General features: G+C 70.9%; 18 protein-coding genes. 8 read left to right on the top strand and 10 right to left on the bottom strand.

From position 1 onward, the window contains the following. The first annotated feature begins 79 nt into the window (after positions 1–79). From KPL57_RS13000 to KPL57_RS12975, 6 genes are all read left to right on the top strand, one after another. Positions 80–370: a hypothetical protein gene (locus KPL57_RS13000; RefSeq protein WP_226351800.1), complete on the top strand. Its 291-nt coding sequence runs from the start codon at positions 80–82 to the stop codon at positions 368–370. Beyond that, entirely contained in the window at positions 367–672 is a 306-nt protein-coding gene (locus tag KPL57_RS12995; RefSeq protein ID WP_226351799.1) for a hypothetical protein, read from the top strand. Before KPL57_RS13000 ends, KPL57_RS12995 begins: the two co-directional genes overlap by 4 nt. Continuing rightward, a complete protein-coding gene (locus tag KPL57_RS12990) occupies positions 669–1175 on the top strand; it encodes a hypothetical protein (RefSeq protein ID WP_226351798.1) in 507 nt (168 codons plus the stop codon). The genes KPL57_RS12995 and KPL57_RS12990 overlap by 4 nt, the downstream gene beginning before the upstream one ends. Continuing rightward, entirely contained in the window at positions 1172–1612 is a 441-nt protein-coding gene (locus KPL57_RS12985; protein ID WP_226351797.1) for a hypothetical protein, read from the top strand. The genes KPL57_RS12990 and KPL57_RS12985 overlap by 4 nt, the downstream gene beginning before the upstream one ends. Positions 1613–1618: 6 nt before the next feature. Next, positions 1619–2716, top strand: a complete 1098-nt coding sequence (locus KPL57_RS12980; protein ID WP_226351796.1) for a hypothetical protein — start codon at positions 1619–1621, stop codon at positions 2714–2716. A gap of 382 nt (positions 2717–3098) precedes the next feature. Further along, a complete protein-coding gene (locus tag KPL57_RS12975) occupies positions 3099–5132 on the top strand; it encodes an FtsK/SpoIIIE domain-containing protein (protein ID WP_226351795.1) in 2034 nt (677 codons plus the stop codon). Positions 5133–5157: 25 nt separating this feature from the next. Here the strand turns inward: KPL57_RS12975 and KPL57_RS12970 are convergent, their stop codons facing one another. Together KPL57_RS12970 and KPL57_RS12965 are read right to left on the bottom strand one after the other, a co-directional pair. Continuing rightward, entirely contained in the window at positions 5158–6015 is an 858-nt protein-coding gene (locus KPL57_RS12970) for a hypothetical protein (RefSeq protein WP_226351794.1), read from the bottom strand. Then, positions 6012–6428, bottom strand: a complete 417-nt coding sequence (locus tag KPL57_RS12965; RefSeq protein ID WP_226351793.1) for a hypothetical protein — start codon at positions 6426–6428, stop codon at positions 6012–6014. Before KPL57_RS12965 ends, KPL57_RS12970 begins: the two co-directional genes overlap by 4 nt. A 326-nt stretch (positions 6429–6754) precedes the next feature. Between KPL57_RS12965 and KPL57_RS12960 the strand changes: the two genes are divergently transcribed. Both KPL57_RS12960 and KPL57_RS12955 read left to right on the top strand, forming a co-directional pair. Continuing rightward, positions 6755–7171: a MobC family plasmid mobilization relaxosome protein gene (locus KPL57_RS12960; RefSeq protein ID WP_226351792.1), complete on the top strand. Its 417-nt coding sequence runs from the start codon at positions 6755–6757 to the stop codon at positions 7169–7171. Continuing rightward, positions 7168–8814, top strand: a complete 1647-nt coding sequence (locus KPL57_RS12955; protein ID WP_226351791.1) for a relaxase/mobilization nuclease domain-containing protein — start codon at positions 7168–7170, stop codon at positions 8812–8814. The genes KPL57_RS12960 and KPL57_RS12955 overlap by 4 nt, the downstream gene beginning before the upstream one ends. 35 nt (positions 8815–8849) lie before the next feature. Here the strand turns inward: KPL57_RS12955 and KPL57_RS12950 are convergent, their stop codons facing one another. From KPL57_RS12950 to KPL57_RS12915, 8 genes are all read right to left on the bottom strand, one after another. Beyond that, complete coding sequence (locus KPL57_RS12950; protein WP_226351790.1) at positions 8850–9797, bottom strand: glycerophosphoryl diester phosphodiesterase membrane domain-containing protein; 948 nt, start codon at positions 9795–9797, stop codon at positions 8850–8852. Between the two features lie 259 nt (positions 9798–10056). After that, positions 10057–10581 carry a hypothetical protein gene (locus KPL57_RS12945; protein WP_226351789.1) on the bottom strand — a complete coding sequence of 175 codons (525 nt, stop codon included), beginning with the start codon at positions 10579–10581 and terminating at the stop codon, positions 10057–10059. A gap of 5 nt (positions 10582–10586) precedes the next feature. Continuing rightward, positions 10587–11138, bottom strand: a complete 552-nt coding sequence (locus tag KPL57_RS12940) for an FUSC family protein (protein ID WP_226351788.1) — start codon at positions 11136–11138, stop codon at positions 10587–10589. 129 nt (positions 11139–11267) lie between these two features. Beyond that, complete coding sequence (locus tag KPL57_RS12935) at positions 11268–12998, bottom strand: hypothetical protein (RefSeq protein WP_226351787.1); 1731 nt, start codon at positions 12996–12998, stop codon at positions 11268–11270. Further along, positions 12995–13747: a DUF4913 domain-containing protein gene (locus tag KPL57_RS69650; RefSeq protein WP_226351786.1), complete on the bottom strand. Its 753-nt coding sequence runs from the start codon at positions 13745–13747 to the stop codon at positions 12995–12997. The genes KPL57_RS12935 and KPL57_RS69650 overlap by 4 nt, the downstream gene beginning before the upstream one ends. After that, entirely contained in the window at positions 13744–15819 is a 2076-nt protein-coding gene (locus KPL57_RS12925; RefSeq protein WP_226351785.1) for a type IV secretory system conjugative DNA transfer family protein, read from the bottom strand. The genes KPL57_RS69650 and KPL57_RS12925 overlap by 4 nt, the downstream gene beginning before the upstream one ends. 411 nt (positions 15820–16230) lie before the next feature. After that, positions 16231–17790: an ATP-binding protein gene (locus KPL57_RS12920; protein WP_226351784.1), complete on the bottom strand. Its 1560-nt coding sequence runs from the start codon at positions 17788–17790 to the stop codon at positions 16231–16233. A 31-nt stretch (positions 17791–17821) separates the two neighbouring features. Then, positions 17822–19384: an SCO6880 family protein gene (locus KPL57_RS12915; RefSeq protein WP_226351783.1), complete on the bottom strand. Its 1563-nt coding sequence runs from the start codon at positions 19382–19384 to the stop codon at positions 17822–17824. Between the last annotated feature and the right edge of the window lies 1 nt (position 19385).

The raw sequence follows: 19385 nt of genomic DNA, 5'->3' as shown, positions 1-19385 counted from the left end.
GCCGCGTCGATCGTCGCGTCGAGTGTCGGACCGGCCGCTGGACCGGGCGTTGGATCACTCGCCAGACCGGTCGGGTCAGTTGTCGTTGTTCCCGCCGGAGCGGGTGCGGGTGCGGCGGCCGAAGTTCGCGCCGCATCCGGTGCGAGCGGCGGTGTCCCGGCTGGGGTCGGCGGCGGTGTCGGTTCCGGTGCTGATCGCCGCTGGTGGTGTGGGGTTCGCGGTGTTCGTGCTGGTGGAGGCGATGTTCCCGGCGGCCGGGGACTGGTCGTCGCCGCGGATCGTGATGGGCTTGGCGGCGGTGGTGGTGTGGTGCAGCGTCGCTGCTCTGGTGACCCGCGCCCTAGAGCACCGGCGGGGTGGTCGGCGGTGAGCGGCTACCGCCGCCGCACCGCAGCGGCTGCTGGCGCGGAGGTGGAGGTCGCGGTGCGGCGTGGCCGTCCGGATCGGCGCCGGTCGCGGTTCGTGGTGCGGTTCGCCGCCGCCGGGTCGGATGTGGAGCGGTTGGTGGCGGCGTTCGATTACGCCCGCGGCGCGGCGAGCAGGCGGCATCCGGACCCGGCCGCAGCCACAGCGGTGGTCGAGTCTGCGGTGTCGGCGCTGGTCACGGCGGGGGATCGGCTGCTGGAGTTGCAGGCGCGGGAGCCGTTGAGCGCGGGAAGGAGCTCGCGGTGAGTGCGACGACGAGTACGGCGCCGGGCGAGTCGGCCCCGAGCGCGGCGGTGCCGGCTGCGGGGAAGGCCGGGTGGGGCCCGGTCCCGGAGGCGGGTCCGCCGTGGTGGGCGCGCCTCGCTCGTGGGCTGGCGAGCGCTACCACGGCTGCGGTGACGGGCTGCCGGGCCGCGGTGGAGCGCCCGGTCACCCTGGCCGAGGGCATCGAGTTGGCGCGCCGTGGGGACTGGACGGTCAGTGAGCATCCGATGGTGCGTCAGGTCGCGGTCGCGCACTTTTGGCTGGTGCAGGCCCCCGCGCTGATCGTGGCCGGGGTGTTGGGGTGGGCGTCGCGGACCCCGGGCCGGCTGTGGACGCTCGGGCCGCTGCTGGTCACCGTGGCGTCGGTGCTGAACGAGATTCCGCTGGTCGGAGTCCTGGTGCCGGAGTTCGTGACCTGGTCCTACTGGATGCCCACGTCGTGGACGGCCGGGCTCGCCGGACCTTCTGAGGGGAGCACGTCATGAACGCGTGGGCCAGTACTGGTGTGGTCGCGGCTCTGGCGCTCGTGCTGGGGGCCTGGCTGAAGTACAACCAGAACTGCGCGAAGACCACGAACGCGCTGTTCCTGGTCGCCGGGACCGGGATCGGTGGTGTGCTGGGGACGCTGCTGGGGCGGGTGTTCACGACGCTGTCGGGGGCGACCTCCACGGTCACCCAGCTCCTCGGCGTCGCCGGGGGCACGGTCCTGGCCGCGGTCTGTGTGATCGCGACCTTGGAGGTCGTGGTGAAGGGCATCGTGCCGAAGACCGCGAAGCCGAAGTCGTGGCATCCGTGGCTGGCGCTGACCGCGCCGACCCTCGCGGTGGCGTCCGGGGCGCCGTTGCTGGCCGGTTTTTACAGCGTCCTGGCCCGCGGGGTCGGGGGCGCGGGAGCGGTGGCCTCGACGTGGATCACCGGGTGATCGGCGGTGGAGACGATCCTGCTGGTGTCCCTGCTTGTGTGGGGCCTGGCGCGATACGCGGGCACGGAGGTGATCGCGACCGCGCGAGGCACGGAGCCGCCCCGGCTGCGAGATCGGCGTCGCAGGGCGGAACGCGCCCATGAACGTCGCATGGCGAAAGACGCCCGCCGGTCAGGTCCGACGATCGCCGAGGCCCTGGCCGCGCGGGTCGCGGAACGGATCGCGCACCCGCGGGGGCGCCGTGAGCCGGGGCCGGCCCGGAAAGCGTTGGGCGAGTGGTGGGCCGATGGCTGGGACTACGCCACCGACCGGCGTCGGCAGCGTCATGAGCGGGCCGCCGCGGGGCAGCTACGCCGGCAGCGGTGGGCGCGGGCTCTGCGCGACCGCGTCCGGCAGGCGTCTCGCGGTCGGTCAGGTGTGGGTGGTCGTGGCGAGTGGACGACCCGCCCAGGCCCGCCGCAGACCCCGCAGGCGGCATCGGAACGCGACACCGACCGGACCCCGGAGGCCGGGCCGATGGTGATCACCGTCGACCCGGCTGCCCCCGAGACGCCTCCGGCGCCTGCGCCGGCGCCCGAGCCGGTGCCCACAGAGAAGGAGACCGAGGAGAAGCGCGAGGACCCGCCCGCCGACGGCAGCGTTCCCGCGACCGAGACCGAGCCCGAGACCGGTGTCGGGTGGGCGTCGGTGCATCCGCTGCACCGCCCCACCCCGACCAGCACGACCAGTAGTCCTGTGACCAGCAGTAACGATGGGAAGGATGGTCTGATGACCGCAGCCACCAGCACTAGCAGCGGCACGATGGCGAGTGGGGAGACGTTGGATCCGGGTAGCGCGCATCATTTCTGTGAGCAGATGCGCGGGCTCGGGGAGCGGATGTTCTCCGAGATCGAGCAGTCGGTGTCGTCGTTGTCCGCGGCGGGGGTGTCGGGCGCTCCGATCGCGTTGCTGTCGCAGATGCAGGAGCACGCGGCCCTGTTCCGGGACAGTGCGGGTAGTGCGCAGAGCCATTTTGCGCGGCATCTGTCGACCCAGGACCAGGTCCTCTCGGATGACTCCCTGGCGGCGACGGTGTCGGGCACCTATATCGGCACCCGCACCTGATGGTTCTGCCCTGGCCTGGGAGTTCTCCCAGGCCAGGGTGTCAGCCCCGTCCTCGAAACCGGTACGCGCGTACTGGTTGTCGGGTGTCCGTGTCGCGGCGGTGCGGGGCACCACCGAACCGTGCTGAACAGAATCGGTCCGTGAACGACCACCTGGAGGGATATCGATGACGGTGTCGGCAGAGTCTGCGGCTCTCACTCCGGAGGTCCTGGCTGCGGCGTTGCAGCGCCTGACTGCTGACACTGTCGTCGAGCCTGTCGAAGGTGTGGGTGGGGAGGTGGTGTTGCGCCGCCCGGGTTCGGTGTTGCGTCGGGAAACACCTGGTCAGGTCGCTGTGAGTGACCGTGAAGATCGGCTACGGAGGTCGGTGCGGTCGCGGCGGGTGCCGTATCTGGCCACGGCGGCGACCGCGGCGACCGGGACGCTGGGCTGGGCGCTGTGCGACCTCGTTGCCGTCTCCGACGGGCCGACGGTAGCGACCGCGGCCGCGGCGGGTCTCGGGCTCACGGTGTCCGCCGGTCTGGCCGGGGTGCGGGGATGGTGGCGCCGCCGTGTCCCGGCGTCCTGGCGGAAGGTGTCGTGGGCGGGTGTCGCGGGTGCGGGGGCGTGGGTGGGTGCGGCGGCGTTGGCCGGCCCGGCCGACCCGACTCTGCTCGGGGTACTCGCGGCGGGCTCGGCGGCGTGTTGGTCGGGCTGGATGGCGGCGCATCCGGTCACCGTGCCCACGGCCGGCCCGGCCTTGCCGGACGAGGACGTGGCGGGTGATGTGGGGGACCGTCTTGCGCGACGGTGGGCTGACAACGTCGCCCGCCGCGGGAAAGCGCTCCCGGACTCGCTGCTCACCGACCGGGTGGAGACCGGCCGGGCGATCCGCTGGACGGTGCGCACCCCGCCCGGTGAGCTGTGTTTCGACGACATCCTGGGGCGTCGGTCTCGGATCGCTTCGGCGTTGGGTGTGTCGGGGAAACACCTGGTGGTGGAGCCGTTCCCGGACGATGAGGGCTGGGCGGTGTTGACGGTGATCACGGCGGATGTGTTGTCGGCGGGGATCGCGTACACCGGGCCGCGGTATGAGGCCGGGGCGGTGCCGTTGGGCCCGTATGCCGACGGGGAAGGCGAGATGGTCTTCCACGCGGTGGAGACCGTCGGTGTCCGTAACGGTCTGGTGACCGGGGAGCCCGGGTCGGGGAAGTCGGCGTGTTTGGAGGCGATCGGCCTCGGCCTCGCCGCGTCGGGGCGGTGGCATGTGTTCTTCGGTGACGGTGACCCGGATGGCGGCTCCAGCCCGGTCCTCAACGATGTCGCGGATTGGGCGGAGTCCGGTCCGGACGGTGTCCTGGCCCAGCTCGCCGCGGTCGAGGCCGCCCTGGAGGTCCGGTCACTGCTGAAGTCCACCCTCACCGACGCCCCCGCCGACCCCGACAGCGGTGGGTCCGGGGCGTTGGTGGCGATCACCGATCCGGCGGTCCAGTCCCCGGCGCGCAAGCTGCTGCCCACCCCGGAGTTGCCGGGCCTGATGTGGATTATCGATGAGTTGCATCGGCTCTCGACGCATCCGCACATGGTCGCGGCGGATTTCATCGGCCGGTTGGAGCGGGTGGTGCGGATCGGCCGTAAATACGGCGTCGGGCTGGTGGTGGGGACGCAGTCGTTGCTGGCGCCGGACTTCGGGCAGTCCACGGTGCTGCGGAGTTTCCTGACTGCACGGAACCTGTTCGCTTTCCGCAACATGAACCGCAGCGAGAACGCCGTGATCGACGGTCTCGCGGTCGCCCCCACGAGCTTGCCGTCGGGTGGTGGGTATTGCTTCGCGAACTCGGGTGGGCGGATGACGATGGGCCGGGTCGCCTGGGCAGAGGACCTGGGGGAGTGGGTGCGGTCGGTGCCCGGCGCGGCCCTGGATGTCGACACTGCCGCAGCGGTCGCGCCGTTCCAGCCGGCCCAGGGTGTGTCGCCGCAGGCGCGGTGGGAGACCCAGACGGCGAAGCTGGCCGCCTGGCGCCGCACCACCCACACCGGCGCCGGCGCCGCCGGGGAGCTGGCCCCGGAGGCACCGGCGCCGGAGCTCTCGGCGCCGTCGGTGGTGTCGGTGGTGGCGTTACCGGGGTGGGCGGGTGTCGCCGTGCCGGCGGCGTTGACCGCCGCCGACGTCGGGCCCCTTCCTGCCCCGGCTGAGGAGACCAGCGCCCTCGAGGTCGCGGAGCACGCCGGGTTGTCGCCTGCGCAGCGGGAGGTCTACGCCGCCCTGGCCGCCGGGCACACCCGGACCGGGGACATCGCTGCGGCGACGGGTCGGAAGGCCCCGGCGGTGTCGAAAGCGCTGACTGCGTTGGCGAGTGCGGGGTTGGCGGTCAAGACCGGGCGCTACTGGAGCGTCTCGACCGCGCCGGTCGGCGCGGCACGGGTGGGGGCGTGAACTCGGGTTTCGGTGGGGAAAGGTTTTATTGTTTGGGTGCGCCGCCGCGGGTGGTGGCGTGTTTGATGCGGAGTCCGGTGAGGAGTTTCGGGTTCCAGTGTCCGTGTGTGAGTAGTTGGTGTTGGGTGAGCCAGGCGACTGCTGTGTGGAGTTGTTTCCGGAGTCGTTCTCGGTCGTCTTTTCCTAGTCCTGCTGGTCCGGCTTTCCCTTTTTCGAGTAGTGCTCCGATGACGGGTGCTAGTGCTCGGCGTTCTTGTAGTGTTGGTGTGCGTCGGGCGAGTACGGCTGCGATTCGTTGTTGGAGTTCAGGTGTGTCTTGTGGGTGCACCATGGTGAGTGGTGTCATTTTCACTGGCCCGGTGCCTTGGATCTGCATCCAGCCGTTTTTCACGGGTTTCAGTGGTTCTGGGGCGGGTTTCGGCTTGGGTGGCGTCGGGGGTTGGCGTTTACGTTTCGGGGTGGGGCGCTTTTTCGGGGGGAATTCCCCTTCGAGTTCCCCGGTGGTGGTGAGGACCAGTACGCGCGCCGGGGTTGTGACGGTCCCGGTTGTGGTCACGTTGTCGAGGTACGCCGACCATGATCGGCATTTTGTGAAGGCGGATAGTTCGAGTCCGGCTTGGGTGGCGAGCTGGGGTAGCGCGGTGAGTTCGTCGACGGGGTAGCAGTGCGTGATCTGCATGGGCAGGCGTGGTGTCCCGGCGGGGAGTGTTGCTGTCACGGTGTCGCCGGGTGCTGCGTCGGGGATTTCGCTGCTGATGGTTGCTGTTTTACGGCCGTCGGCGAGTCGGGTCAGCGCTCCCCGCCCGAAGATCAAGACCGGTTGAGAGTCGTCGGCGGTGGCTGCGGCGCCACCGGCGGTGGTGGCGGTGTTGTCGGTGGTCATCGGGGTCCTGCTTCGTGTGCGCTGTGTCCAGCGGTGGCGTTGTCGGTGGTGTCGGTGGGTCGCGGTTCCGGGTCGGTGGTCACCGGAGGTGCGGGCGTCGGAGTGGTGCTGTCGCTGTCGGGGCGTGTGCGTAGTGCTGTTCCGGCGGGTTGGGTGCCGCAGCCGATGTCGTGGAGTTCGGTGGGGCTCCAGCCGGCTGCTCGGGCGGCGCGGTAGGCGTGGGCGTAGGCGGTTTGTGCGTCGCGCCATCGTTGTCGGGCGTTGTCGATTTCTGTGCGGGCGGTGTCGACGGCGGTTGCGAGTTCGGTGAGTGCGGTGATGGGTTGCATGCGTGCGCGGAGGAGTTCGCGTGCTGCTGTGCGTGCGTGGGTCTTGGCTTGTGGTGTTGCTGTTGTCGCCGCGCGCGCGTTCATGCGTGGAGTGTATCGGGTCTGGGGTCTTCTGGTGAGCGCCTAGCGCGGCCCTGGTCGAGGGGCGGGCTCTCTCGTGTGCTGCTCCGTGGGGGTGCTGCTGAGCGCGGATCTGCGCTGCGCGGTGTGCGTGCGCCTGCGGCGCAGCAAGTTAGGTGTTTTCCTAAGGAAAACACCGGTGAAGGGCTGGCATGTGAGATCGTTGATGTCGGGTCCGGGAGATCTCGGGCTGTCACGGCTGGTCCTGCCGGCGCCGCATCAGCCCGAGGGGGTGATCTTCGATGACCCGGACTCGACGCCCTCGCGCGGAGGGTGGGCGGCCGCACTCGGTGACGGTGTCGTTCTCGGAGTCGGAGTGGGCGGCGATCGAGGCTGTGGCGGCGCGGGCGGTGATGGCTCCGGGTGCGTGGGTGGCTGTGTCGGCGGGGCGTGCGGCGGAGCTGTCCGCGCCGGTGGAGGGTTCGGGGGTTCGGGTTTCGGCCGGGGCTGCTGGGGCGTGGATGCAGCGGTTGATGGGGTTGCGTGCGGAGTTGATGGAGGACCGTCGGGTGCTGCGCAACGTCGGTGGGAATCTCAATGACATCGCTCGGGTCGCGAACACCGACGGTGTGCTGGAGTCGGTGACGGGTCAGGTCGTGGCGATGGTGGCGCGGGCGGTGGAGCGGATCGACCGGACTGTGGCTGAGGTGGATCAGCAGGTGTGTGAGGCGATGCCGCAGGCGCGGCGGAGCAGGAGTCGGCGGTGATCGCGAAGATCAGTCGCGGGTGGCGTCCTGGGGGGCTGGTTCGTTATCTGATGGGGCCGGGTCGGTTCAACGAGCATGTCGGGCAGCGGGTCGTGGCGAGCTGGGACGGGGCGCCTGAGATGCATCAGCCCGCGTCGGCTGGGGACGGTTCTTTCGATGTGCGCGCTCTGGTTGATGGGCTCAGCGCTGCGGCGGTGGCGGCTGGGGTGGGTCTGGGTGAGCCGGTGGTGGAGCAGGGCAAGCGGGTGCGGCAGGGCCTGGTTTGGCATTGCTCGTTGCGTAACTCGCCGGAGGATCCGGTGTTGAGTGATGAGCAGTGGGCGCGGGTGGTCGAGGATTTGATGGATCGGACGGGGATCGCGCGGTGCGGGGACTCTGATGGTTGTCGGTGGGTCGCGATCCGGCACGCCGATGATCATGTGCATGTCGCGGCGGTGTTGGTGGGTCAGGAGTCGGGGCGGCGGGTGGCGCCGTTCCGGGATTTCGTCCGGGCTCGCGAGATGTGTCGGGACTGGGAGCAGAGGCTGGGGTTGGCGCCCACGGCGGGGGCGGATCGTAGTTCGGTGACGGGGCCGTCGCAGGCTGAGCAGGAGAAGGCGCTGCGGCGGGGCGCGGAGGAGACGTCGCGGGAGTGGTTGCGGCGTCAGGTGCGGGCGGCGGCGGTGCAGGGGCGGGACGCGGAGGGGTTCGTGGCGGCGTTGTCGCGGCGGGGGGTGTCGGTGCGGCCTCGTTACGCAGTGGCGGGGGATCGGTCCAGTGGGATGGTCGGGTATGCGGTGTCGGTGCCGGGGGACAAGACCGCTGCGGGGCGGTCGGTGTGGTTCTCGGGTCGGCGGTTGGCGGCGGATCTGTCGTTGCCGAACCTGAGAGCACGGTGGGCATCGGCTGATGTCGAGCCGGGTCTCGGTCGGTCGGACCTGGAGGTGGCAGGCCGTTCGGCGTCGCGGTCGTCGGTGCGGGTGTCGGAGGAGCGGCGGGCTGCGGCGGTGGATGGTGCGGTGGCGACGATGGGGCAGGCGACCGCGGCGTTGTCGGCGTCGGCGTCGGCGTCGGCGTTGTCGGTGGCGCGGGCGTCGTCGGAGGGGCTGTCGGGTCTGTCTGGTCTGGATGGGGATGGTGTCGCGCACGCGGCGGGGGACATGCTGGCTGCGGTCGGGGTCGTCACCGCGGCCCAGGATCCTGAGGGGCGGGTGGCGCGGGTGGCGGGGGATGTGTTCGATCGGGCGACTCGGGTCCCGGGGCGGGTGTTGCCGGTGCGGTGGTCTCCGGTCGCTGCGGGGTTGCGGGCTGCGGCGTGGGAGTTGGCGTCGGTCCGGCACCTGGGGGAGTCCGGTGAGGCGGATACGGCCCGGTTGATCGTCGCGTTAGCGGCAGTCGTGGCGGAGGTCGCGGTGTTGCGGGAGGCCCAGCAGCGCCCGGTACAGGCGGCGGCGGCCCGGCGGGGACGGGACGTGTTGACCGCTGTGCCTGCTGTTGCGGCGGTGTCGGGTGCCCGGTCCCCGACGCTGGGGACCGGGCGTCAGGTGGAGACGGTGCAGGCCCGTCCAGAACCGGCCCGTCCGGTGCTGCCGGTGGCACCGCGTCGGTCCCCGGCCCGCGGGCACCGGCCGAGTCCGGGACGGGGTCCCGGGCTCGGCCGGTAGCGCCGTTGGTGCGGTCGTGGTGCCGGCCAGCGGGTTTACGGTTCGCGGCGGGCGTCGTGGATGAGGTCGGTGGCGTAGTCCTCCCGGCGGATGCGCTGGTCTTGGTAGAGCAGGGCGGTGGCGCCGGTGGCGTAGCTGCAGCTGATCCCGAACACCACGGCCAGGACAACACCGACGCCGAGGATCGCGATCCAGAGTGGTCCGGCGAACCCGATCGCGATGGCGGCGGCGATGGCGGGCAGCGTGATCAGGCTGGTTGTGATCAGGAGGAGCACGCTGATCGCGACCAGGACGGCGAAGCAGCGCCACCAGGACCGGTGGACCAGGTCGAGGGACCGTCGTAGTGCGGCTGCGGTGGTGTGTCCTTCGATGATCACGGCGGCGGGGGCGAAGGCGAGCAGGACCGAGACGTAGATCAGTAGCAGGACCGCGGCCAGGGTCAGGATCCCGGCGAGAGCGACGATGGTGTCCGACGCGGCGGGGGTGTCGGTGGTGTCGGGGGTGTTCCAGAACGGGGCTGCGGCGGCGGTCTGGATCGCGGTCGGGATCAGGGCGATCAGGGTGAGGACCGCCCACACCCCGTAGAGGGGCCGCAGGTGGGGGCGTGCTGTGGCCCAGGCCTGGGACAGCGACACACGGGGGTGTCCGAGGACGGCGGGGCGCAGGGTGGACAGCACCATGGCCGAGGCGGGTGGGGCCACGATGAAACAGAGCGCGAGCAGCACGAGGCTGAACAGCAGATCCTGCGGTGAGGATGCTGCTGCAGCGGCCTGTGCTGCGGCTTCTGCCGCGGCCGGGTCCGCCGCCGCCGCGGCTGCGGCTGCGGCGTCGTCGATGGCGGTGGCCGGGTCGAACAACCACCACCAGGCCAGCCCGCCACCGCCGACCAGGACGAGTGCTTCGAGCAGGGGCGGGACCAACACCGCTGCCGGGTTCGCCCGGACGAACCGGACCGCGACACCGGCGATCTGATACCACCGCAACGCCTGCAACGCCATGATCCCCGGCCGCGGCACCGACCTGCCTGGTCCACTCGGCCCTGTCGGGATGTCAGCACTCATTGATTTCCCCCTTTTTTTCGTAGCTGCAGTAGAGCAATGACGGCTTCAGTGGTCAACGACTGCTGGTCGCGACCTACGGATCTGTGGTGGAGTGACGATTCGACGTCTGCCGCAGCATGGGTCGTGTCTTGGAGATGGGCGTTCGCCGCGAGTGGGACAGACTGTATTTCTGGCGCGAGAGTTATCGAGTATCGTCTTCGGTGATCTTTGAGGGGTCTTCGCCTCGTTGAAGAGCAGCTAGTCGTGCTGCGATGAGTTCGTCGCTGGGGCCGGGTTGCCAAGGTTTCAGCCACATCATCTCGATGGCTCCGGCGCAGAGTGCTGTCGCGCATGCATAGATAGGGATGAAGGGGAGAGCGATCCCGAATGCGGCACCTGCTCCGGCGGCTGAGAGGAATGTGAGGCCAGCGTAAAGCAGGTACCAGAGACGCCAGGAACTCTCCTTGGGAGTCACCGAGGCGAACACCCTGAAAGGGGTAACAATGACGACGAAAAGATAAGCTGATACTGCCGCACCGACTACTTGAAGGGTCGGACTGTAGGTGGGAGGCGGAGCGCTTGCCCACTGGTATCCGAGGCCAGCTATGAGCGCTCCGGCGAGCACTGGGAGCCAGCCGACAAATCCGAATGCAAACGCGATGGTGAAACCGATCCAGCGCCCTTTGATGAGGAAGCGTCCCGGCGAAGGGGGTTCGTTGTCGGGCATGGGTGCTAGATGTTGCTGCACTTGGCGATGACACCGTCGATCCCGATGATCTTCTGCAGGATCGTGGCAGCTTCCTCGCCCAGCTCGGACACGCTCGGATTTGTGTTCAGTTTCTTGATCGCGGCCATCAAGGAACCGTAGACCTTCTTCGCGTCCCGAATGATCTTCACGAGTTTCGCTGCGGGGATCCCGGTGGTGATGATGAACTCGCCCAGTGCGGCGATGCAGGCGGCGACCCCGACGGGGTTGAGGCGGTCGTGGGCTGTGTTCCGATGGAGGGCGTCGCGGACGGCGTGGGGATTGTCGCGCTGGCCGGCGGGCAGGGAGGCCAGGGCGCGTTCCAGTTCGGTCGCGATCCGTTCCAGGGCGCGGGCGATCTCTTCATCGCTGTGGTGAGACGGGAGCGCAGCGGGAAGAGGTGTCGCCGGCGCGGTGATGGCAGTGGATGACGACGTGTGCTGTACGGGTGCGGCGGCGAATCCGGTGGTCATGCTCATCGGGATCGCCTCGGCGCGGATGACGGTGATGATGCGTTGTGTGGACGTCGTCGTGCTCACGCTCCGTAGTGCAGCATGTGGCCGATCGACCGGTCAAGATCAGATACTTATCGCACATGCGTGATGACGAAGCGTGCAATTCCGGTGCAGGTGTTGCCCGAAATCGCGCGTATAGGCATTTTCGTCTGGTTAAGGGCGCTGTCGTGGGGTGTGGGTGTTCTGTCGTTTCCGTGCGAATCGGGCCGGTCGCTGCGGGGCGGGCTGTGCAGTGTCGCCGGTGGTCCTGGCGCCGGCGCCGGTGGCGCTGGTCGTGTCAGTGCTCTGGGCTGCTGTCACCTGATTCGCGGGGTTCTCTTGTTTCGGCTGGTCAGGAGCGCATTCCGGGTGCTGCCCTTGGGTGGGTGCGGCGTCGTGGTCGGTGTCGGGGCCGGCGTGCTGGAGTTCGGTGGGGTGGTCGGCGGTGAGGATGGTGTCGATGTAGTCGTCGTCGGCTGCGGTGCCGGCTCCGCGGGACGCGAGCAGGGTTTCGCGGTCGAGGGCGTTGGTCGGGTCGAGCTGGTGAATGTCGAACGGGGTCGGCGGCACCTGATCGTCGATCGGGTTCTCGTCCACCGTGTTCTCGGTGGTTGTGCTCTCGGTAGTCGTCGGGGTCGGGGTCGGGGCGGCGGTGTTCTGCCTGTCGGCGGCATCGTCTCCAGCGACGGCGTCTCCGACGGTGGTGTCTCTGGCGGTGGTGTCGTGTCGCCTGCGGAAGGTGATGCTGCGGTCGAGGATGGAGCGCAGGTAGATCGCCGGTGCCCGGGCGTCGCGGACGCGTTGGGTGGGGACTCGGGCGAGTTCGGCGGCCAGATAGTCGGTGGTGGTGTCGTCGTGGTGCCAGGTGTGGAGCTGGCGGGCGAGGCCGGGCCAGTGCCGACACCCGGTGACCGCGGTGGTGGTGTCGGGGTCGAGGTGGCGGTGCAGGAGCTGGGCTGCGGCGGGGAGGTCGGTCCCGCGTCGCGGCACCGTCTGCCCGGTCGCGCCGGGTGTGGTGCTCGGCTGCTGCTGTGTGTCGGGGGTCAGGGTGTCGAGGGCGGCGATCAGGGCGGCGCGGGGCCGGTCGCGGTCGATGCCGTTGGGGTCGATGACGGCGAGGAGGTCGGCGGGGTGGTAGCCGCGGTCGTCGAAGGCCCGGAGCCGGCGGTGCAGACCCTCAAGGGATCGGTCGTCCGGGTTCGCGCCGTCCGGGTCAGTGCTGTCGGTGTCGGTGTGGAGGACGGTGGTGGCGAGGTCGGGGTGGTCGGGCCAGGCGGTGTGCAGGGCGTGGCGGACGTGCTCGGTGAACTGGATGTCGTCGGGCCGGACTTGAGTGCGGGCGTGGTCGGCGCGGAGGCAGCCGTAGACGCCGAGGGCGCGGAGTTGGAGCAGGGTGCGTTGCTGGTCGTGGGTGAGTTCGTCGCGCAGTGCGGTGGCGAGGTCGCGGTCGGGGACGACGACGAACACCGACAGTTCTTTGTCCCCGCGCCGGCCGTGGGCCCACAGTCCCCAGCGGTCCTGGCCGCCGGAGGGGGCGTGGGCGGGGATCGGGCCGATGGTGGTGTGGACGGTCCACCCGAACTGCGGTTCCGGGCTGGTCAGCTCCTCGAACCCGGCCGTCGCTGCGGCAGTGGCGTCGGTGGTGGCGGCGTGGCGGAAGGCGGTCTCGTCGGCGGCGGCCATCGCCGCGACCCGCGGGTCGAGATCGGCCGCGTACTGCGCGCCCCGGCGCCGCGCGGCGTGCTGGTCGCTGAACGCCGCCCGCCCTCGGTCGAGGCGGTGCTGGCGCAGGGCCGTCGCGATGGTCAGGGCGAGGCGCACCCAGGCCTGGGACTGCTCACGACCGAGCCCGAGGGCCGGGACCTCCCCGACCGGCGCGCTCGTCGCGCTCGTCGTTGTCGTCATCGCTGCGGCTCCTTCTCGTCTGCGGTGGCGGCGCGGTCGCCGTCGGTCTTGGCGTCTGCGCCGCCGTCCTCGGCGGGTTCGGGTTCGTCGGGGTGGTGGTCTTGGCCGAGGTAGCCGACGGTGGGGTCACCCCGGTCGGGCGGGCGGTGTCGGCCGCCGGGGCAGGCGGAGAAGGGTCCGTGGTCGCTCATCAGGACTTCGAGGGTGTGGTCGAGGTGTTCGTAGTAGGCGACCAGGGCGGTGCCGGTGCCGGTCTCGGGGTCGGTGGCCTCGACCCAGGCCCGGTACAGGGCGGCGAAGCGGGCGAGGGCTTCGCGGTGGCGCCACCAGGAACGACACCACCGGATCCGGCCCTGGCCCTGGGGAAGTTTCCGCTCGCAGCGCTCAGCGATGGTGTGTCGGACCCACGAGAGGAGGACCTGCATGTCCGGCCCGTCATCGCGGTCCCTGTCGTCAGAGCTGTTCTTGTCACCGGCGGGGTCCTTGGTGCTGTCGGTGTCGGGGGCCTCTGTCGGGCTGGTGTCGGTGCGGTGTTCAGGTGCGTCCGGGGTGGGGGTGTCGTGGTCGGCGCTCGCGGCGAGGAGGGTTTTCTCCAGGCGGTCGAAGGTTCCGGCGAGGGTGTCGAGTTCGTCGGCGAGGTCGGCGACGCGGTGGTCGAGCAGGGTGTGGTCGTCGCGGAGCGCCTCGATCAACACCACATGAGCAGCGCGGCTGTCCTCGGTGTCGCTGGTGTCGTGGTCGCTGGTCACGACGACTCCTGTTCCTGCTGGTCGTGGGTGTGGAGGCGGCGGGCGAGTGGGTTGTCGTCGCCGAGGTGGGTGATCGCGGCGTGTCGCACGTCCGCGCTGGCCTGGGCGGCGGCGGCGGTGATGTCGGCGTGGGTGTGTCCGGCGGTGTCGGGTTCGCGGTACCAGGGCAACAGTTCCAGGACGGTGGGGCGTGCTCCGGTGGCGAGGCAGATGGCGTAGCGCTTGTCGAGGGCGGCGATGTCGGCGACGGCCATCGCGGGTTTGTCCCGGGTGGTGTGGGAGGTGGAGGTGCCGCTGCGGGAGTGGGTGCGCGAGACGGTGGGCAGTTCGAGGTCGCCGAGTAGCGCGGTCAGGTGGCGGGTGAGGTCGAGGTCGGTGACCCCGGCCCCGACCAGGGTGATCGTGGCGGCGCCCCAGAGTTTGTGCATTCCGGCACTGCCCCAGACGTCGGTGCCTTGGGGGAAGGACTGCAGGAACGTGGCGACCTGGATGCTGTGGGAGCCGAAGTAGGAGTAGAGGGCGGGCAGGTTGGCGATCGGGCACACGTTGGCTGCTTCGTCGAGGATCACGCGCACGGGTGGGTCGCAGCGCCCGCCTTGGGCGGCGGCGGCGCGGGCGGCGACGCGCAACACGTGGTCGACGAGGGCGGCGATGACCGGTGCGCCGGAGCCGGGGCCGTCCTGGGTGAGCAGATACAGGGTGTCGCGCGGCGGGGTGACGTGTCCGGTGTCGGGGTCGGTGTGGCCGACGATGAAGGTCCACGGGTCCAGCTCGGTCACGGTGTCGGGGTCGTCGGGTGGGGTGCGCCAGGTCGTGGGTGGGGTGATGATGCGGGTGACGTGTTCGTTCTCCAGGGCGCCCAGGGTGGTCAGGGCGCCGGCGAAGATCCCGCCGCGGGTCTCGGCGGGGGCTTCGTATTGGGCTTGGAGGCCGTCGGCGACCTCGGTGAAGCCGTGGGCGCGGAGGACCGCGACGGGGGCGGGGTCCTCGGTCGCGGCCCATCGGCGGACGTCGCGGATCGACACCGGTGCCCCAGCCGGGGTGCGGTCGGCGTTGCGGGCGGCGTGGGCGGCGGCCAGGACCAGCGCGGCGAGCAGACGCCGGGAGGATTGGGCGAAGAACTCCCCACTCCCACTCCCGCCCCCGGCACTGGTGCTGGTGGGGCTGGTGAAGTGGGCGAGCAGGGTGGAGGCGTCGGCGAGGTCGTGGACCGGGGCGAGTGGGTCGAGCCACCAGCTCTGCTCAAGGTCGGTGAGGTGTTGCGGGTCGGCGACCCACACCCGGGCACCGTCGATCCCGGCGCGCAGGCGGGCGGTGAGGGTGTAGATGTCGTTTTTGTTGCTGGTCGCGATCACCGGGCCGGGTGCGGACAGGATCGCGGGAACGACCAGCGCGGATGTCTTGTTGGAGCGGGGCCCGGCGATGACCAGGATGACGTCTTCCTCGGCGGCATAGACCCGCCGAGCCCGCTCCCCGCCCAGGACGCTGCCCATGCTGTTGCTCGGGATGCGGCCGAGGAGCATGCCGAGGTCACGCTCGTCCACCCGCACCCGTCGCCGGTCTCGGTGCGGGGTCGGCCCGTTCTGGCCGTGCTGCTGACTGTGTTGCTGGTCGGGGTGTTGCTGGTCGGGGTGCTGCTGGAGGAGGGAGGGGCGGAGTTCGGTGGCGCGCTGGTGGGCGGCGGGTCCGCGCATCCCGGGTAGCGCGTTGCGGGTGAGCGCCGCCGGGGGCCGTTGCGTGCGGGTGGTATCGCGCAGACTCCAGGCCAGGATGCCGGCGACGATGGCTGTGGCGAGGATGATCGCGGTCCCGGCGATGACGGCCCAGAACAGTGGTCGGGATCCGGCCGGGCCGATCAGCGGATCCAGGCTGCCCGCGCTACTGGCGGCGATCAGGGCCTTCGCGGTGGCCGCCCCCCACTGCGGCGCTGCGTCTGCCCCCGCGAGGGCGGCGGCTGACCAGGCGACACTCACGATCGAGGCCCCGGCGGCGAGGACACCGAGCAACGCGAGCGGAGCGGCGAGCTGGCCCCACGGAATCCCCGCCGGGGGCTGCGACGACGAGGTGGTCACGGCACGGTCACCGCGGCCGTGTCGTGGGCGTCGTCCTCCGGTGCACGTGGCGGCTGGTACTGCTGCCCCGGGCCGGTCGGGGGCCATGGCCTGGGGCAGCAGCGCCAGCGTCACCGGAGGGGTGTCCGGTATCGCGGCGGTCATGCTGCCAGCTCCCGGGCCTGTCTGGGGGGTTGCGATGGGGTTCATCACTTTTGTCCGAATGTTCTGGCGATGTCCACGGTCGGGTCTTCCCGTACCGGGGTCCGACGATCGCCAGGACCGCACTGAGCTCGCACCCCGCTATCGACAGAGCTATCGACCTCGACCTCGACCTCGGTGCCGGTGTCGGTGGTGCTGGTTGTTCTGCTCGGGTAGCGATATCAGCGTCGGTGGGGTGGGGTCGGTGCAGGTCACAGGGCTCGGGCGTGGTCACTGGGGGACTCCTGGTCGGTGCTGGTGTCGGTGCTGGTGTCGGGGTGGGTGCCAGGTGTGTTCGGTGTGGTAGAGGTCGAGTTCGTCGCTGGTGAGGCTCAGGTGGATGGGCAGGCCGGTGCGGCCGCCGGACTTGATCAGGTATTTGCCGCGGCCGGGGTGGAGTTGTCCGGGGACCCAGGTGGGTGGGGCGGCCCAGCCGTGGACCATCGCGGTCTCGGCGGTGCTGAGTGGGGTGATGGCGTGGAGGCGGTCGAGGTCGGCGGTGCTCATGCCGCCGAGGACGGTGATGGCGTTGCGTCCGGCCAGCCCGCGGGCTTTCGCCCGGTCTTGCGGGGTGGGCAGCGCGTCGAGGTCGTCGAGGGAGTGGGTGACCTGGGCGGAGATCTCCCCACGAGAGCGGCCCAGGCGGGTGACGCGGTCGGAGAGTTCGACCAGTCCGGGTGCGACGCGCAGCGCGCGCCAGAGTTCGTCCTGGACCCGGAACACCGTCCGGTGGCCGCCGAGAGTGGTGGCGGCGGTGGTGACCCCGGCGGCCCAGGCCCAGGCGGAGAGCATGGCGGCGGCGACGACGTCATCGTCGTCGTGGTCGAGCGCGGAGATGTCGAGCGAGAGGGCGGGGGTGTCGAGGTCGGTGGTGACGGTGGATGGTCGGTCGAACAGGCCGCGCATCGCGCCGGTACACAGCAACGCGAGGGTGTTGACCAGGTCGCGTGCCTCGCGCCGGTAGCGGGTCTCGGTGTCGGTGGCGGTGACAGCCAGCAACGACTCCGGTGGGGTGGTCAGGACGTCGAGGATGTCACCGATCACCGGCTCCGCCCCGCCCCCAGCGCCGGTCCCGGTGCCGTTCCCGGCGTTGTCTGGGGTGGTGTGGTCGAGGGCGGTGTCGAGTAGGCGGCGTTCGGTGACGGTGATCGGGCCGCGGCGCACGATCACCACGAGTGCTTCGAGCAGGGACAGGCGCCGCGCCCGGATCGTCTCGGCCAGTGCGTGGCGTTCGGTCCCGACCGCGGCCCGGAGGGCGGCGCGCAACGGTCCGGCATCGAGGGGATTCAACGAGTGCAGTCCGCGGCCCAGGCGCCACACGGTGCCGCCGAGATGGTCGACCAGGGCGGTGTATTCGCCTTTGACGTCGCCGGGGATCACTGCGGTCGCGCCGAACGCGACCAGCCCGGTGAGCAGGCGTTTCACGATCGTCGATTTCCCGATGCCGGGCTGGCCCTGGATCCACATGCCGGTGTTGGACACCAGCCCGGTGCGCAGCCAGTGGGCGGGGTCGAGGCCGACGGGTTCCCCGGTGTGGAGGTGGCGGCCGACGGGGACCCCGCGGGGCGCAGCACCCCCGGCCACGGCGAACGGGAACAGTCCGCACACCTGGCTGGTCGTGGCCTGCCACATGATGCCGGGGTCGACGTTCGCCGCCCGGCCCCCGCCGCGCGCGGGCCAGCCCCACGCCGGGGGCAGATCCCGGTTCCGGGTCTGCTGCGCGCCGGCGAGGTCGGGCGCGGCCGGATGCACCGGCTCAGAGCAGCGGGGATCGTGGCCGGTCGTGGTCATGAACGTCTGCTCTCTGCAGGGTGAGCGGCGGTTAGTGGCGGTGGTGGAGTTCGTCGGGGTTGACGCCGAGGCCGAGGGCGGCGGCGAACCCGGCCGTGTGGGCGCCGCCCAGTCTGCGGAGGCGGAGTTTGCTGTGGCCGGCGCGTTGTTCGCAGTCGGCGACGGCGGCGGGCAACAGGGTCTGGTCGGTGACGGTGGTGGTGGCATAGAGGGTGAAGCGGCCCAGGCCGGCGCCTTCGGCTTCTTCGCGGGCGGTCTGGACCGCGCGGGCGAGGTCGTCGCGGTCACGTTGGGTCTCGTCGCGTTTCGTCTTTCGCGCCCAGGAGCGGCGGATGTGGGTGTGGGTGATCTCCCGCTCGACCTCGGCGGCGGCGGTGGCGGCGTTGAAGGGGGTGTAGAGCAGGGTGGTGCGCCGGGCGAAGGGGCCGGGGGCCAGGAGCGGAGCGAGGATGCGGTCCATGACAGCTTGTCTCGGTGCGTCGATCATCGCCCAGGACACCGATATCCCCGAGTCGTGCCGCCAGTGATCCCAGGATTCCCGAGCGCGGATCGGGGCGGCGTCAGCCCACTCCGCCGCCCACTCCGCAGCCCAGCCCGATGCCGGGTGCTGTGACGAGCCCGGCGGCACACCGCCACCGTCACCACCAGCAGCGCCAGCAGCGGCTGCAGCGGCGGTTGCTGCGAGGTCGGGTCGGGCTGCGGGGTCGTAGGCGGCGCGTAGGTGATCGGTCAGCCAGCGGGTGGTGGCACGTCCCAGGACCGCGACCCCGGTCGCGGACAGCGCTCGTTCGGTGCCGGGCAGCCACCGGGTGACCTCCGCGACCGCCGCCGGGAGATCCGGCGGGCGCGGGGTGGCGCGGGACGGGTCGAAGCAGAGCGCGACGTAGGTGGTGACCTCGGCCGCGGAGGACGGCGCGGCGGCGGCGAGTGCGGCCATGACCGCCCGCGCCGCCGCTGGTGCGGCCGGGTCGAGTCGGGCGGTGACGTCGTCGCGCAGGGTGGTACCGCCGGTGGGGGAGGTGTCCACGGTGACGCTGACATGGCGGATCATGGGTTGGTAGCCGAGGTCGGCGAGGAACGCGCCCCACTGCGCGACCCAGGTGTCGGCCTGGGCGCGGTCGATCAGGTCCAGCCCGACCGGGGAGACCCGCAGGACCGCGGTCAGGGTCCCGGTGCGCCGATCCCAGAGCAGGCCCTGCCTGCCGCCGCGGCCGTCGTCGGTCGAGAGCGGTACTACCGGGGCGAGGGGGCCGGGTAGGTCGTGGCGGCGGGGGTGCTCGGTGAGCAGGCCGCCGGAGAGCTCGGTCCAGCCGGCCCGCTGGGCGCGGTGGAACCGCAGCCGGCGAGCGAGGAGCCCGGTGATGGATTGGCCGTCGATCTTGACCACGGTGACCGCGACCGCGACCGCACCCACCACGGCCAGGACCAGCGCGGCGCGGCCGGAGCCGATCGCGACCAGCGCCGGGACGACCAGAGCGGTGAACACGACTTTCGTCTCGGTCGACGACAGTGTGCCGATGCCGAACCCGCGGGCCCGGCGCCAATTCCCATAGGTCCGCCGCACTGCACCCGCACTGCTGTTGCTGTTGCTCATG

The sequence above is a fragment of the Pseudonocardia sp. ICBG601 genome, assembly GCF_020496245.1.
This window is presented reverse-complemented; position numbering and strand designations above follow the sequence as displayed.